Annotated in this window: 12 protein-coding genes; 7 read left to right on the top strand and 5 right to left on the bottom strand. The window is 72.9% G+C overall.

Features of this window, described 5'->3' with window-relative positions:
* Positions 1–120: 120 nt before the first annotated feature.
* From AAEP86_RS09475 to AAEP86_RS09490, 4 genes are read right to left on the bottom strand one after another with little or no spacing between them, the layout of a single operon-like run.
* Positions 121–1,854 (bottom strand): ABC transporter ATP-binding protein, encoded by a 1,734-nt coding sequence (locus tag AAEP86_RS09475; RefSeq protein ID WP_420370291.1) that lies wholly within the window; start codon positions 1,852–1,854, stop codon positions 121–123.
* Positions 1,851–2,729, bottom strand: a complete 879-nt coding sequence (locus AAEP86_RS09480; RefSeq protein ID WP_420370292.1) for an ABC transporter permease — start codon at positions 2,727–2,729, stop codon at positions 1,851–1,853. Before AAEP86_RS09480 ends, AAEP86_RS09475 begins: the two co-directional genes overlap by 4 nt.
* Positions 2,726–3,814: an ABC transporter permease gene (locus AAEP86_RS09485; RefSeq protein ID WP_420370293.1), complete on the bottom strand. Its 1,089-nt coding sequence runs from the start codon at positions 3,812–3,814 to the stop codon at positions 2,726–2,728. Before AAEP86_RS09485 ends, AAEP86_RS09480 begins: the two co-directional genes overlap by 4 nt.
* A gap of 4 nt (positions 3,815–3,818) precedes the next feature.
* Complete coding sequence (locus tag AAEP86_RS09490; RefSeq protein WP_420370294.1) at positions 3,819–5,480, bottom strand: ABC transporter substrate-binding protein; 1,662 nt, start codon at positions 5,478–5,480, stop codon at positions 3,819–3,821.
* Positions 5,481–5,512: 32 nt separating this feature from the next.
* On the opposite strand from AAEP86_RS09490, the gene AAEP86_RS09495 reads away from it, so the two are divergent.
* On the top strand, positions 5,513–6,112 hold the full coding sequence (locus AAEP86_RS09495) for a TetR/AcrR family transcriptional regulator (RefSeq protein ID WP_420370295.1): 600 nt from the start codon (positions 5,513–5,515) through the stop codon (positions 6,110–6,112).
* A gap of 53 nt (positions 6,113–6,165) precedes the next feature.
* A complete protein-coding gene (locus AAEP86_RS09500) occupies positions 6,166–7,665 on the top strand; it encodes an ArnT family glycosyltransferase (protein WP_420370296.1) in 1,500 nt (499 codons plus the stop codon).
* 119 nt (positions 7,666–7,784) lie between these two features.
* On the opposite strand, the gene AAEP86_RS09505 is transcribed toward AAEP86_RS09500, so the two are convergent.
* A complete protein-coding gene (locus tag AAEP86_RS09505; protein ID WP_420370297.1) occupies positions 7,785–8,816 on the bottom strand; it encodes a cation diffusion facilitator family transporter in 1,032 nt (343 codons plus the stop codon).
* 257 nt (positions 8,817–9,073) lie between these two features.
* Here AAEP86_RS09505 and ileS point away from each other — a divergent pair, with 257 nt between their 5' ends.
* The 5 genes from ileS to AAEP86_RS09530 are packed head-to-tail and all read left to right on the top strand — an operon-like array spanning position 9,074 to position 15,557.
* Positions 9,074–12,343, top strand: coding sequence for an isoleucine--tRNA ligase (ileS, locus tag AAEP86_RS09510; RefSeq protein WP_420370298.1), 3,270 nt, complete (start codon positions 9,074–9,076; stop codon positions 12,341–12,343).
* Positions 12,340–13,812 (top strand): bifunctional folylpolyglutamate synthase/dihydrofolate synthase, encoded by a 1,473-nt coding sequence (locus AAEP86_RS09515; RefSeq protein ID WP_420370299.1) that lies wholly within the window; start codon positions 12,340–12,342, stop codon positions 13,810–13,812. The genes ileS and AAEP86_RS09515 overlap by 4 nt, the downstream gene beginning before the upstream one ends.
* Positions 13,809–14,234: a DUF4233 domain-containing protein gene (locus AAEP86_RS09520; RefSeq protein ID WP_420370300.1), complete on the top strand. Its 426-nt coding sequence runs from the start codon at positions 13,809–13,811 to the stop codon at positions 14,232–14,234. The genes AAEP86_RS09515 and AAEP86_RS09520 overlap by 4 nt, the downstream gene beginning before the upstream one ends.
* A gap of 35 nt (positions 14,235–14,269) precedes the next feature.
* Entirely contained in the window at positions 14,270–14,689 is a 420-nt protein-coding gene (ndk, locus tag AAEP86_RS09525; protein ID WP_092093953.1) for a nucleoside-diphosphate kinase, read from the top strand.
* 16 nt (positions 14,690–14,705) lie between these two features.
* Positions 14,706–15,557: a DsbA family protein gene (locus AAEP86_RS09530; protein WP_420370301.1), complete on the top strand. Its 852-nt coding sequence runs from the start codon at positions 14,706–14,708 to the stop codon at positions 15,555–15,557.
* The last annotated feature ends 23 nt before the right edge of the window (positions 15,558–15,580 follow it).

Genomic DNA, 15,580 nt, shown 5'->3' on the forward strand with positions numbered 1-15,580 from the left:
AGCGGCCAGCGGGCCGCAGCCTGTGGCCCGACCGCCGGCCTGCGGCCCGCAGCCCGCGGCCTGTGGCCCGACCGCCGGCCTGCGGCCCGCCCCGGCCCGGCCCGCCTGGCCAGCCGGCCGCTACGCGGCCCCGGCCTCGTCGCTCGGCCCCGCGGCCAGCCGCTCGGCCGCGCGCAGCAACCGCCCGGTGACGGCGTGCTCCGGTCGGCCGAACACCCGGGCGGCCGGTCCCTGTTCCACGACGCGGCCCTCGTGCACGACGAGCACGTCGTCGGCCATCCGTCGCACGGCCCGGAGGTCGTGGGACACGAAGACCATCGCCACCCCGGTCTCGTCCCGCAGGCGTTCGAGCAGGGTCAGGACGGCGTCCTGCACGGTGGCGTCGAGCGCCGTGACGGGTTCGTCGAGCACGATCACCTCGGGCGAGGTCGCCAGTGCACGCGCGATGGCCAGCCGCTGCTGCTGCCCACCGGACAGCGTGCGGGGGGAGCGGCGTCGGAGCTCCGGGTCGAGCCCGACCTGCCGGAGGGCGGCGTCGACCCGCTCGCCGAGTGCTCCGGCGGCCGTCCGCGCCGTCCCTCCGGAGGATGCGTCCGCGAGCACGCGCTCGACGTTCCAGCGCTCGTCGAACGTCGCGCCGGGGTCCTGCACGACCGCTGAGACCCGGTGCCGTCGCGCCCGGCGGTTGCGTTCGGGGAGCGGTGCCCACGGCTGGCCGTCGAGCTCGACGGTCCCCGTGTCCGGGGTCTCGAGGCCGAGGAGCATCCGGGCGATGGTGGTCTTGCCGGAGCCGGACGCCCCGATCACGCCGAGCACCCGGCCGCGTCCGATCCCGAAGGACACGTCCGCCACCGCGGGTACGCCGTCGAAGGCGCGCGTGAGTCCCGAGGCGGCGATGACCGCGGCGGCACCGGTGTCGAGCGGACGCGTGTCACGTGCCCCGCCGTCCACACCAGCCGCGCTCGGACCGGCACCCGGTGCCCCAGCCGCGCTCGGACCGGCACCCGGCGCCGCATCAGCGCCCGAGCCCCCGCGCCCCGCCCCCGCCGCCCGCACCAGCGCGCGCGTCGCCTCGTGTCGGGGCGCCGCGAAGACGGCCGCCACCGGTCCTTCCTCGACCACACGTCCCGCGTCCACGACCACGACGCGGTCCGCCCACCCCGCGACGAGCCCGAGGTCGTGCGTGATCACGAGCAGCCCGGCCCCGCGGGCCTGTGCGGCGCGGAGCTGTTCCATCACGGTGACGGCGACCCCGGCGTCGAGTGCCGTCGTCGGTTCGTCCGCGACGACGAGCTCCGGGGACGCGACGGTCGCCGCGGCGATGAGGGCCCGCTGCCGCATGCCGCCCGACAGTGTGCCCGCGAGTCGTCCGTCCGTGGCGAGCGCCGGGTCCAACCCGACGCCCGCGAGCGCGGCGCGGACGGCGTCGATCCGGGCGGCGGCGCTGAGGTCCGTGTGGAGCCGCAGGGCGTCGGCGACCTCGCGTCCGACCGGACGCAGCGGGTCGAGTGCGCCGAGCGCCTCCTGTCCGACGTAGCCGACCCGGGCCCCGCGGACGCGACGCCACCGACGGTCGGAGAATGCGCGCACGTCGAGTCCGGCGACGGAGAGCCGGTCGACCCGGACCGAGGACCCCGGCGCCGACAGGCCGAGTGCGGCACGGGCGGTGACGGTCTTGCCCGAGCCGGACGCACCGACGAGGGCGACGCACTCGCCGGGTGCCACCCGGAGGGAGACGTCCTGGACGACGGGTGTCCCGCCGATCGCGACGGTCAGGCCCCGGACGTCGAGGGCGGGCACCGCGGGGTCCCGGGGTGTGGTGGGCTGCCCAGCCCGGTCGGTCGTGCCGGTCACCGGAGGGCTCCGGTCCGTCGGAGTGCGCGGCCGAGCACGGTCACGGCGGTCGCGAGCACGACGATCGCGAGGCCCGGGAAGGTGCTCATCCACGGTGCGGTCTGCAGGTAGGTGCGTCCGTCGGCGAGCATCGCGCCCCACTCCGGAGCGGGCGGCGGGGTGCCGACGCCGAGGTAGCTCAGCGCGGAGGCCCACACGATCGCCTGTCCGACGCCGAGGGTCGCGACGGCGACGACGGGCCACAGCGCGGCTGGCAGCACGTGCCGGACGACGACGGTGACGGGGGACCGGCCCATCACGACGGCGGTCTCGACCACCTGCGACGTCCGGGCGCTGCGGACGAGCCCGCGGACGATGCGGGCGTACCCCGGCGCGGTGGCGAACCCGACCGCGAGGGTCGCCGGCACGGGCCCGGGCCCGGTGACCGCGATGACCACGAGGGCGACGAGGAGCAGCGGGAGCGCGAACGCGACCTCCGTGACCCGCCCGACGACCGCGTCGACGACCCGGCCGCCCAGCCCTGCGAGGACGCCGAGCACCACGCCGGTGCCGCCGCCGACGAGCGTCGCGACGACCCCGACGACCAGCGACGCCCTGGTGCCCGCCACCACCCGGGCGAGGACGTCACGGCCGGACTCGTCGGTGCCGAACGGGCTCGCCCACGACGGCGCCTGCAGTGCCCGCGCGGGGTGCACGGCGAGTGGGTCCCCACCGCCGAGGAGCGCCGGCCACACCGCCGCGACCACGGCGACCGCCACCACGACGGCCGCGACCGTCCCGGCGGGCCCGAGCGTCCCCCCACGGAACCGCTCGGACCGTCCGGGACGGTCGTGCTGTGCGCCGGCCTGGAGGCTCGGCTCGGCGATGCCGCTCACCGTGCGTCTGCCCCGGACCGGGTCGTGCGCGGGGCGCCCCGCCGGGTGCGGACGGCGCGCCGGGTCGCGGCGGTCCGCGGGTCCACCGCGCGCTCGACGAGGTCGGCGACCGCGAGCACGACGACGTAGGCCGCCGCGGACACCAGGGCGATGCCCGCGACGAGGGGCATGTCCCGCTGGGTCACCGCGGTCACGAGCGCGCGTCCGATGCCCGGCAGCGCGAAGACGGACTCGACGACGACGGCTCCGGACACGAGCGAGCCGAACGCCCACGCGGACAGGGCGATCCCGGGCAGCGCGGCGTGCCGGAGGAGGTGGCGTCCGAACAGTCCGGCGCGGGTCTCGCCCCGGCTGCGGGCGGCGAGTGCGAACGCCGAGCGCTGGGCGTCGACGACGCCGTCGCGGACCGTCTCGGCGAGGTACCCGGCCACGGGGACGGCGACCGTCAGCACCGGCAGGACCCAGCCGCGCGCCGTGCCGTCGCTCACTGCGGGCACCCACCCGAGCGCGCTCGCGAACACCACGATGAGGACACTGCCGAGCCAGAAGTGCGGCGTGACGCTGGCGGTCACCGAGATCGCTCCGGTGAGCGCCGCGGCGACCCGTCCGCGCTGCGTCGACCACCACGCGGCGACGACGGCCAGCACCCAGGCGACGACGAGCCCGAGGACGGCGAGCGTCAGCGTGACCGGGAGCTGCTGCCCCAGGAGGGTCGCCACCGGCGTGCGGAAGGCGTAGGAGTCACCGAGCTGGCCGGTGGCCAGGCGGCCGACGAACACCGCGTACTGCACCAGCACCGGACGGTCGAGACCGTACTCGTGGCGGACCTGCGCGACCGCCTCGGCGGACGCCTGCGAGCCGGGACCACCGAGGATCGCCAGTGCGGGGTCACCCGGGATGAGCCGGATCGCGACGAACACGATCGTCGCGACGGCCCACAGCACGCCGAGGCCGCCGAGCGCACGCCGGATCGCCCAGCGTGACCAGCGCCCTGCAGCCGACCCGCCGGCGGCCCGGAGGCGGTCCGCCGGGGGCGGGCCGGGCCTCCTGTCCGTCACCGCGTCGGCGGTCGATCCGTCGGCCACCGGGTCAGCGGTCGATCCAGGCCGCGCCGAACCACGGCGTCGAGACCGCGGTGGTCTGCACGCCGTGCACGGACGACCGGATCAGGAAGTGGTTCTGCTGGTCGTACAGGGGGAGCACCGTGCCGCTCGCCAGGATGATCTGCTGCGCCTGGTCGTAGAGCCGTCCGCGTTCCGACGTGTCCGCGGTCCGCGCCGCCTGCTGGAGCAGTCGGTCGAGCTGCGGGTCGTCGAGCTGCGCGAGGTTCGCGAAGTACCCGGACGGTGCCGGCGTGATGCTGGCGCTGTCGTAGAGGATGCGGAGGACGTCGGCGCCGACCTTCGTGTACGGGGCGCTCACGACGTCGTACTGGTTCGCGGCCAGCGCGGCGTACCAGCTGGACAGGTCGAGCTCCTCGAGCACGACCTTGAAGCCGACGGCCTTCTCGGACGCCTGGATCTGCTGGAACAGGCTGCGCTCGGCGGGCACGGACTGGTTCGTCGAGACCGGGAAGGTGACGGTCAGCTGCTGGCCGTCCTTCGTGCGGACGCCGTCGCTGCCGACCTTCCAGCCGGCCTGGTCGAGGAGCCGCTTCGCCGTGCTCGGCGAGTACCGGAACAGGCTCTTGTCGGAGGAGCCGTACGGTTCGACGCTCGACAGCACCGAGTAGGAGCGCTTGGCGGTGCCGAGGAAGAGCGACCGGATGCCGGGATCAACCTCGGCGCCGGCGATGAACGCCTTGCGGACTGCCTCGTCGCGGAACACCCCGTGGCCGGAGTTGAGCTCGAGACGGTTCGAGGCGCCGGGCCGGGGCGCGTCGAGATCGCGGATGGACCCCTTCGCGGATGCGGCCTTGAGCTGGTCGGGCTGTGCGTTGTCGATCACGTCGACCTGGCCGGACTGCAGGGCCGCGTAGCGCGACGTCGAGTCGGGCAGGAACCGCCAGGTGATGCCGGACAGGCGGGGCTCCGCGGCGCTGCCCGCCTTTGCGCCCAGTGGCGTGTACTCGGCGTTCTTCCGCAGCGTGACGCGGTCGCCGTGCTTCCACGCGGTGACCTCGAACGGTCCGGTGCCGACGGGGGACTCGCAGTTGACCTCCTGCGAGCGCTGCAGGGCCTTCGGTGACTCCATGCCGACCCAGGGCTGCGAGAAGGACTCGAGCAGGGCGCTGTCCGGACGGCTCAGTGCCAGGGTGACGGTGTGGTCGTCGGTGGCGGTCGCCTTCGTGATGGACTGCAGTGCGAGGTAGCCGGTGCTGGACGCCGTGGCCGGGTCCTGCACGTGCTCGATGTTCGCCACGACCGCTGCGGCGTCGAAGGGGGTGCCGTCGGTGAACGAGACGTCGTCGCGCAGCCGGAACGTGAGCGTCCGGCCGTCGTCGCTCGTCGTCCACGACTTCGCCAGGGCCGGGACGGGCTTGCCGTCGTCGAGGGCGGTGAGCTCCTCGATGTACTGGCTGGACAGCAGCGCCTGCGGGTAGTTGCCGCCGACGTGCGGGTCGAGGCAGGTCGGTTCGGCGTCGCCGGAGGCGTAGACGAGCGTGCCGCCGTTGCGGGGCGTCGAGTCGGCCGTGCTCGTGCCACCGCCGGTGCAACCGGTGAGGGCGAGGAGGACGGCGACGGCGCCCGCGACGCCGGCGGTGCCGCCGACGACCCGGCGGCGGGTTTTCTGTACTGGGTCCAAGATCATGGCTGGACGAGTCTAGCGGTTTACTGGGGCCCATGGACGAACCGATGCGCCGCGGTGGACGGCCCCGACGCTCGAGCGCCGAGGTCCTCGCCGACGCCGCCGCGGAACTGTTCCTGGAACAGGGGTACGGCCGGACGACCGTCGACCACGTCGCCGTGCGTGCGGGGGTGAGCCGGGCCACGTTCTTCAACTACTTCACGGCGAAGTCCGACGTGCTCTGGCTCGAGCTCGACGCCGCGGTCGCGACGCTGCCCGCCAACCTCGCCGCCTCCACCGAGGACTCCGTCGTCCGGGCCGTCGAGGACGCCCTGCTCGCCACCGCGCGTGCGCACGACCCGGAACGGGTGCCGTGGGCGATCGCGCAGGCCGAGGTGATGGGCATCGGACCGGAGCTCGTCGCCAGCGTCGCCACCCGGGTGACGGCCCAACACGCGGCGGTCGCGGCCTTCGTGGCGCAGCGGACGGGGGAGCACCCGACGGCGCTCTGGCCGCAGACGGTCGCCGGGGCGATGCTCGGCGCCGCCGCCGCCGCGTTCGGCGTGTGGGTCACCGACGGGGTCGGTCGACGCCCGCTCGTCGAGTACGTCGGCGCGGCGCTGACCCCGGTCGCGGCGGGGCTCGACGCGCGCTGAGGGAGGTCGCAGCCGGGCCCGGCGCGGGACGCGCGTGTGCGAGGATCGTCGCCGTGCAGTCGTGGGTTCGCGTGGGGCGCTGGCCCGTGTTCGGCGTCGTCGCCCTCCTCGGGCTCTTCGTCTGCTTCTGGCACATCGGGCAACAGGTGTTGGACGGCGACGAGCTCACCTACGTGCAGGCCGGCTGGCAGTACGTCCACGGGATCGTCACCTTCAACCTCGAGCACCCGCCGACGGCGAAGATCCTCTACGGCGTCGCGCAGCTCGTGTTCGGCGAGGGCGTGTTCGGCCCGCGGCTCGTCGCCGGCGCAGCGGTCTTCGGCACGGGCCTGGTCCTGTTCGCGTGGCTCCGGGGCCCGCTCGGACACTGGGGCGCCCTGCTCGCCGCCGGCCTGTGGTGGCTCACCCCGCGGGCGACCGCACCCGACGCGTTCGACCCGGGCTCCGGCACCGCGGTCCGGATCGACCGGGTGGCGCTCCTCGAGCCCGTGCTGGTGTTCTTCGTGGTCCTCGCGCTCGCCGCGGCGTGGACGTGGATCACGACGAGCAGCCGGTGGCGGTGGGCGTGGGCCGCGCTCGCGGGCGTCTCGCTCGGGCTCGCCGTCACGTCGAAGGCGACCGGCGCGCTCTTCGTCGTCGCGATCGTCGTGCTGCCGGTCCTCTTCCGGCGGTGGTGGGAGCTCCTGGTCGGCGGGGTCGTCGCCGCGGCCGCGTTCGCGGTCACCTTCGTCGTCGCGTACTCGCCGGTCGGCATGGTGCGCGGACTGACCTACATGCTCGCGTTCCAGTCCGCCCACGACGCGAAGGGGCACCTCGCCGACATCGCCGGGCACACCTACCGGTTCTCCCCGTGGTGGGCCCAGTACTGGTACATGGTGGACGGGACGACGCCGGTGCTCGTCGCGGTGCTGGCGCTCGGCGTCCTGGCCGCCCTCGTCGTGCGCCCGGACCGACTCGTCCTGTACCTGCTCGCCGCGACCGTCCCGGTGATGGTCTTCTTCGGGGTGTCCCACGTGGCGCTCCCGCACTACTACGACGCGTGGATGCCGGTGGTCATCGCCCTGGCCGCGGTCGGCTTCACCCGACTCGCCCGCAGCGTCCGGGCCGGTCGTCGCGCGCGCCGGCAGGCGCCACTGGCCGCGACCGTGGCCATCACGGCGGTGGTGGTCCTCGGGGTCGGCGCCGCCGTCGTGCCGGCCGCGCAGCAGACGGTCGCGGTCGCACGGGTGCGGCCGTCGGGGCTGGCGTTGCTCGACCAGCGGCTCCGCGAGCACGGCGTGGACGGTGGCAGGATCCTCTTCGTCGAGTACGGGGCCCCGGGGTGGCGGCCGTACTTCGCCGATCGCGGCGTCGACGTCCCGGTCGACGGCCGGTACGGCGCGGTGGTGCAGGGGACCGATGCGCGGTTCCCGGTACCCGAGCAGGTGCGGACGTTCCTGCGCGAGGAGCGCTCCCGGCTGACGGCGTTCCGGATCGACGACCTGCGGGTGTGGGTGCCGACGGGCGGCGGGGACGTCGTGGTGGACGGGGACACCCTGACCCTGCAGCGCTGACCCTGCAGCGCTGACGCTGCAGCGCTGACGCTGCGCGCCGCGCCCGTGCTGGTGCGCGCCCGTTCGGGTCCACGGGCGCGCGCGCCCGCCCTTGCGCGCACAGCCCGCCCGCGCCCGCCTCACTCGGTCCGGAGCGTCCCCGCACCGCCGGCCGCGACGTCCTCGACCGTGCCGTCCCGCACCACCTCGGGGACGTCGTCGTGCGTGGGCACGAGCGACCGGTCACCCGGCAGGCTCAGCGTCAGCACGGCCTCCTCGATGTACTGGCTCTGCTCGAGCGAGTGCTCGACCTCGCGCAACCGGACGGCGACGTGCTCCTCGTTCTCGTTGCCGGTGAGGTCGACGGCGGCCACCAGGTAGACCCGCGACGGCCCGACGAACTCCAGGTGCAGGTAGGTGACGCGCTCGACCTGCGAGCGCCCGAGGAGCTCGACGAGCACCGCGTTCTCGAGCTCGGGCGACGTGCTCTCGCCCAGCAGGAACCGACGGTTCCGGTCGATCAGGACGATGGCGACGACCCCGAGCAGCAGGCCGACGGCGATCGATCCGATGGCGTCGAACACCGCGAGCCCGGTCAGCTGGTGCAGGAGGACGCCCAGGAACGCGATGACGAGGCCGACGAGCGCGGCGGCGTCCTCGGCGAAGACGGCCCGGAGCGTGGGGTTCGAGGACTGCAGCACGTGCCGGAGGACCGGGACCTGCCGCTTGGTCGCGGCGCCGTGTGCCTGGCGGTAGGCCTGCAGGAAGCTCGTGCCCTCGAGGCAGAACGACAGCCCGAGGACCACGTAGTTGAGCAGGACGTCCTCGGCGGGGCCGGTCTCGCCGAGTTCGGAGATGCCATGGTAGATCGAGACGATCGCGCCCGCGGTGAACAGCCCGAACGCCGCGAACATCGACCAGATGTACGTCTCCCGCCCGTAGCCGAGCGGGTGCGCCGCGTCCCGCTTCCGGCCGCCCCGGCGTTCCGCGACGAGCAGGAAGATCTCGTTCCCGGTGTCCGCCCACGAGTGGGCGGCCTCGGCGACCATCGAGGCGGAACCGGACAGGAGGGCGGCGATCGACTTGGCGACGGCGACGAGGAGGTTCGCCGCGAACGCGATGACGACGGTGAGCAGGGACTCGGGACGGTCCTGCTTGTCGGACGAGGGCATCGCTCCAGCATGCTCCGTCTCTTGTAGACTCGTCCCACCAGGCGTCGAACCGGCAATCACCGGTGAGTCTCCGGAAGAACGCGGCAGCACCACCGCCGTCAGTAGAACCGGGCGGACCGGACCGCACCCCCTCCGGCAACGAGCGGTCGTCGGCAGCACCACTGTCGACGGCAAGCGAGGTGGTACCGCGGAGCAGTGCTTCCGTCCTCGTGGAGACGAACCGACCCACAGTTCTGTCCGACGACGAGGAGCCCCCGGTGCGCTACCCCCTGAACCGACCCGACGACGACCGCGCGACCGCCGGCGTCACGCCGTCCCCGAGCTTCCCCGCCGTCGAACGGGGGATCCTCGCCTTCTGGAAGGGCGACCGCACCTTCCAGGCCTCCATCGACCAGCGCGAGGGCTGCCCGGAGTGGACCTTCTACGACGGTCCGCCCTTCGCCAACGGCCTGCCCCACTACGGCCACCTGCTGACCGGGTACGCGAAGGACGTCTTCCCGCGCTACCAGACCATGCGCGGCAAGCAGGTGCACCGCCGCTTCGGCTGGGACACGCACGGGCTGCCGGCCGAGCTCGAGGCGATGCGGCAGCTCGGCATCACCGAGAAGCACGAGATCGACGAGATGGGCGTCGACGTCTTCAACGCCGCGGCCAAGAAGTCGGTCCTGCAGTACACCGACGAGTGGCAGGAGTACGTCACCCGCCAGGCGCGCTGGGTCGACTTCGAGGACGACTACAAGACCCTCGACGTCACCTTCATGGAGAGCGTCCTGTGGGCGTGGAAGCAGCTCTGGGACAAGGGCCTGGCCTACGAGGGCTTCCGGGTCCTGCCGTACTGCTGGAACGACCAGACACCGCTGTCCAACCACGAGCTGCGCATGGACGACGACGTCTACCAGATGCGCCAGGACCAGTCGGTCACGGTCGCGTTCCCGCTGCGCGGTGCCCGCGCGTCGGAACTCGAGCTCGAGGGCGTGCGCGCACTCGCCTGGACGACGACCCCCTGGACCCTGCCGACGAACGCCGCCCTCGCGGTCGGTCCGGAGATCGCGTACGCGGTCGTGCCCGCCGGGCCGGGAGGCGCGGCCGACGGTGGCGACGCCGGTTCCGCCCGGTACCTCCTCGCGTCGGACACCGTCGCCGCCCACGCGAAGGACCTCGGCTACGCGTCGGCCGACGACGCGCTCGCCGCCGTGCTCCGCACGGTCGCCGGCGCCGAGCTCGACGGTGTCGAGTACGAGCGCCTGTTCGACTTCCTGGCGGACGCCGAGGGGTACGAGCACGCGTGGCGTGTGCTGGTCGCCGAGTACGTCGAGACGGGCGAGGGCACCGGCATCGTGCACCAGGCCCCGGCGTACGGCGCGGACGACCAGGAGGTCTGCGCGGCCGCCGGCATCCCCGTCGTGCTGTCCCTCGACGAGGGCGGCGTCTTCACGTCGCAGTTCGGCGAGGTCGCCGGCATGCTCTGGTCGGACGCGAACAAGCCGTTGACGAAGGTCGTCCGCGACGCCGGACGGCTGCTCCGCCAGGCGTCCTACGAGCACAGCTACCCGCACTGCTGGCGCTGCCGCAAGCCCCTCATCTACAAGGCCGTCTCGAGCTGGTTCGTCCGCGTCACCGAGCTCCGTGACCGCATGGGCCAGCTGAACCAGGACATCAACTGGGTGCCGGACAACGTCAAGGACGGCCAGTTCGGCAAGTGGGTCGGGAACGCCATCGACTGGTCGGTGTCGCGCAACCGCTACTTCGGCACGCCGATCCCGGTCTGGCAGTCCGACGACCCGTCGTACCCGCGCCAGGACGTCTACGGCTCGCTCGAGGAGATCGAGCGCGACTTCGGGCGTCTGCCGCTGAACGCCGACGGTGAGGTCGACCTGCACCGTCCCTTCATCGACGACCTGACCCGGCCGAACCCCGACGACCCCACCGGACGCTCGACCATGCGCCGGATCACCGACGTGTTCGACGTGTGGTTCGACTCCGGGTCGATGCCGTACGCCCAGGTGCACTACCCGTTCGAGAACCGTGAGTGGTTCGAGTCGCACAGCCCGGCCGACTTCATCGTCGAGTACATCGGGCAGACCCGCGGCTGGTTCTACGTCATGCACGTGCTGTCCACCGCGCTGTTCGACCGCCCGGCCTTCGGGAACGTCATCAGCCACGGCATCGTGCTCGGGTCGGACGGCCAGAAGATGTCGAAGTCGCTCCGGAACTACCCGAACGTCGCCGAGGTGTTCGACCGCGACGGCGCCGACGCCATGCGCTGGTTCCTGATGTCGTCGTCGGTCATCCGCGGCGGCAACCTCGTCGTCACCGAGGAGGGCATCCGCCAGGGCGTCCGCGAGTTCCTGCTCCCGCTCTGGTCGACGTACTACTTCTTCACCCTCTACGCGAACGCCTCCGGCGACACCGGCCACCAGGCCTCCCGCAGCACGGCGAGCACCGACGTGCTCGACCGCTACCTGCTCGCGAAGACCCGGGTGCTCGTCGAGGACGTCACGACGCACCTCGACGCCCTCGACACCCCGCTCGCGGCCCAGGCGGTGCGCGACTTCGCGGACGTGCTGACGAACTGGTACGTCCGACGCTCGCGCGACAAGTTCTGGCTCGGGGCGGAGTCCTCGCCCGAGGCCGGCGCCGCGTTCGACACGCTGTACACCGTGCTCGAGACGCTGACCCGTGTCGCCGCGCCGCTCGCGCCGCTCGTCACCGAGGAGATCTGGAAGGGGCTCACCGGTGGACGCAGCGTCCACCTGGAGGACTTCCCGGACGCCGACGAGTTCCCGGCGGACGACGCCCTCGTCGCCGCGATGGACCGTGTGCGCGACGTCGCGTCGAAGGGCCTCGCCCTCCGCAAGGCCACCGGCCGACGCGTCCGGCTCCCCCTGGCGACGCTGACGCTCGTGGTGCCCGACCCGACGGCGATCGAGCCCTTCACGGACATCCTCCGTGACGAGCTCAACGTCAAGCGGGTGGTGCTCGAGCAGCAGGAGGAGTCCTCGCTCGGCCGGTACGGCATCGAGCGCAAGCTCACCGTGAACGCCCGCGCCGCCGGTCCCCGCATCGGCAAGCAGGTCCAGCAGGTCATCCCGGCCGCCAAGAAGGGCGACTGGACCGCGACCGAGTCCGGCGTCACCGTGGGCGGCGTCGACCTGGTCGAGGGCGAGTACACGCTCGACCTCACCGTGGCCGACGACTCCGTCGCCGTGGCGTTCCTCGACGGCGGCGGGTTCGCGGTGCTCGACACCGTGACGACCCCCGAGCTCGAGGCCGAGGGGCTCGCCCGCGACGTCGTCCGCGCCGTGCAGCAGGCCCGCCGCGACGCCGACCTCGACGTCAGCGACCGCATCGCACTCCGACTCCGGGTGACCGCCGACGCCGTGGACGCCGTCCACGCCCACCAGGACCTGATCGCGGGGGAGACCCTGTCGACGAGCGTCACCGTCGAGACGGCCGAGTTCGCCGAGAGCGAGGGTTCCGCCGTCGGTGACGGTGCCAAGGTGTCCGTGGAGGTGGCACGCGCATGAGCGACAGCAACCAGTACGACCACGACCAGGACCACGACGACCACGAGGACGTCGACGGGGTCCGCATCCCCGTCGGCCCGGCCGGCGACGCCGACCCCGCTGCGGCCCTGCCGTACGGCGGGGACGACGAGGACGTCCGTCGCGTCGAGGCCGCCCTGTACGCCCGCATCGGCGAGCAGTCGCCCGAGCACCGGCTCTCGGCGACCCGGCGCGCGGTGGAGCTGCTCGGCGACCCGCACCTGGCGTACCCGGTGATCCACCTCACGGGCACGAACGGCAAGACCTCGACCGCGCGGATCACCGAGAGCATCGTCCGCGCCCACGGACTCCGCACCGGGCTGATGACGAGTCCGCACCTCGTGTCGATCCGGGAGCGCATCGTCATCGACGGCGCACCCATCGAGCCGTCCCGCTTCGTCGAGAACTGGGACGACATCGCCCCCGTCCTCGAGATGACCGACCAGGAGCTCACCGCCAAGGGCGAGCTCCCGCTCACCTTCTTCGAGGCGTTGACCGTCCTCGCCCTGGCGTGCTTCGCCGAGGCGCCGGTCGACGTCGCCGTCATCGAGGTCGGCATGGGCGGGGAGTGGGACTCCACCAACGTCGTGCAGAGCCAGGTCCAGGTCTTCACCCCGGTCGCGATCGACCACGCGAAGCAGCTCGGCGGCACGGTCGCCGAGATCGCCCGCACGAAGTCGGGGATCATCAAGCCGTCCTCGTCCGTGGTGTCGAGCGCCCAGGCCCCCGAGGCCCTCGCCGAGCTCCAGCGGGCGGCCGAGCTGACCGAGTCGACCCTCGCGGTCGAGGGCGCCGGCTTCCGGGTCGTCGACGTCACCCCGGCCGTCGGTGGGCAGCTCATCACCGTGCAGGGGATCGCCGGCCGCTACGACGACCTCTTCCTGCCGCTGTTCGGGCAGCACCAGGCGCACAACGCCGCGGTGGCGATCGCCGCCGTCGAGTCGTTCCTCGGCCGGGGGTCGCAGCCCCTCGACGAGGACGTCCTCTCCGAGGGCCTCGCGGGCGCCACCAGCCCGGGGCGGCTGCAGCCCGTGGCCACCGGACCGACGGTCGTGGTCGACGCCGCGCACAACCCGCACGGCGCCCGTGCCCTGGCCGAGGCGCTCCCCGTGGCGTTCCCGTCCGAGCACGTCGTCGGCGTCGTCGGCATCCTCGCCGACAAGGACGCCCGGGGCTTCGTCCGCGCGCTGAAGGACACCGTCGCGACCTTCGTCGTGACCCAGCCACCGGGGGACCGCGCACTCGACGCCGACGAGTTCGCCCGGATCGTGGTCGACGAGGTCGGCGAGGACCGCGTGGTCGTCGAACCCACGCTGGCGGCGGCGCTGCAGGAGGCACGTGACCTGGCCGACGAGGCGGACGCCGAGGACGCCATGGTGCTCGTCGCCGGCTCCATCGTGATGGTGGGCAAGGTCATGGACCTGGTCCACGCGGAAGGCGGGACGAAGTGACGGACGCGGACCGCGCCTCCAGGCCGGCCGGACCGGGGCGAGCGCCGCGCGTCCGGAAGCCGCGCCGCGAGCGCGGGGCGCAGGAGAGCCTGCTCTCCATCGCGCTGGTCCTCGAGGCGATCATGTTCTTCTTCCCGATGCTCGTCGTGTTCGGCAAGGGGACCCTGCCCCCCGCGGCGGCGTTCGGCGGAGGCATCGGTGCGATGGTCGTGCTGGCACTGGCCTCGCGGCTGACCGGCAAGTCGGCCGGTGTATGGTTCGGGTGGCTGCTGCAGGCGGCCATCCTCGCCACCGGGTTCATCGAACCGTTCATGTTCGCGGTCGCCGTGGTGTTCCTGGCGCTGTGGGTCTTCTGCTTCGTCAAGGGCGGGCAACTCGACCGCATCAACGCCGCGCGCCGAGCGGCCATGGGCGAGGACTGACCACCACATTCGACCCCGAACACAGGGAGTACTGCGTGTCCGACCTCGAAGAGACCCTCGTCCTCGTCAAGCCCGACGGCGTCGCCCGCCAGCTCACCGGTGAGATCCTCCGCCGGATCGAGGCCAAGGGCTACGAGATCGTCGACCTGAAGATGCTCACCGCCCCGCGCGACCTGCTCGACGCCCACTACGAGGAGCACCAGGGCAAGCCGTTCTTCGAGCCGCTCGTCGAGTTCATGCAGTCCGGCCCGGTCGTCGCGGTGCGCGTCGCCGGCAACGGCGTCATCGCCGGCTTCCGGTCGCTCGCCGGCACGACGGACCCGACCTCGGCCGCGCCCGGCACGATCCGTGGCGACCTCGGCCGTGACTGGGGCCTGAAGGTGCAGCAGAACCTGGTGCACGGGTCCGACAGCCCCGAGTCGTCCGCGCGTGAGCTCGCGCTCTGGTTCGCCTGAGCCGAGGGGAACGAGCATGACGAACAACAACGACCGTCCCACCAAGAACGAGCGTCGCCAGCACGCCCGTGAGGTCGCTCGGCAGCGTGCCGACGCCGAGAAGCGCCGCAAGCGCCGCAACCGCTGGTTCCTGCAGGGCGGCATCGGGGTCGGCATCATCGCGATCGCGGCCATCGTCGCCATCGTCATCGTGAACGTCAACAACGCGAACACGGTCTCGGCGACCGGGCCGAAGAACATGGCCACCGGAGCGATCCAGTTCACCGGGCAGGACGGCAAGGTCACGCCCGTGACTACCGGCAACGTGACGGCGAACGGGTCGGCCACGCCCGTCCCGACGAAGAACGCGTCCGGCGCGGCCGCGGTCACCGAGTACGTCGACTGGGCCTGCCCCGTGTGCAAGCAGTTCGAGGCCGCCTACGCCGACCAGATCCTCGACAAGGTGAAGTCCGGCGACGCGACGCTCGCGATCCAGCCAGTGTCGATCCTCGACCGCAGCTACCAGAACTCGCGGTACGCCAGCCGTGCCGCGAACGCCGCGATGTGCGTCGCGAACTACGCCCCGGACAAGTTCCTCGACGTCCAGACGCAGTTCTTCGAGAACCAGCCGGAGGAGGGCACGAAGGGCCTGACCAACGCTGAGATCGCGAAGCTCGTGAAGGCGGGCGGCGCGACCGGTTCGAACGTCTCCGAGTGCCTGTCCACGGAGCAGTTCAAGGGCTGGGTGACGAAGTCGACCCAGGCGGTCACGAGCAACCCGGCGCTGCAGGGCGCGCAGGGCTTCGGCACGCCGACCGTCGTGGTGAACGGCAAGCGCCTCGACACGCTGACCGACGTGATCAGCGCGATCGACGCCGCGTCGAAGTAGTCCGACCGGGCGCGGTCGCCCCG

Source organism: Curtobacterium sp. L1-20, assembly GCF_048755855.1.
Taxonomy (GTDB): Bacteria; Actinomycetota; Actinomycetes; order Actinomycetales; family Microbacteriaceae; genus Curtobacterium.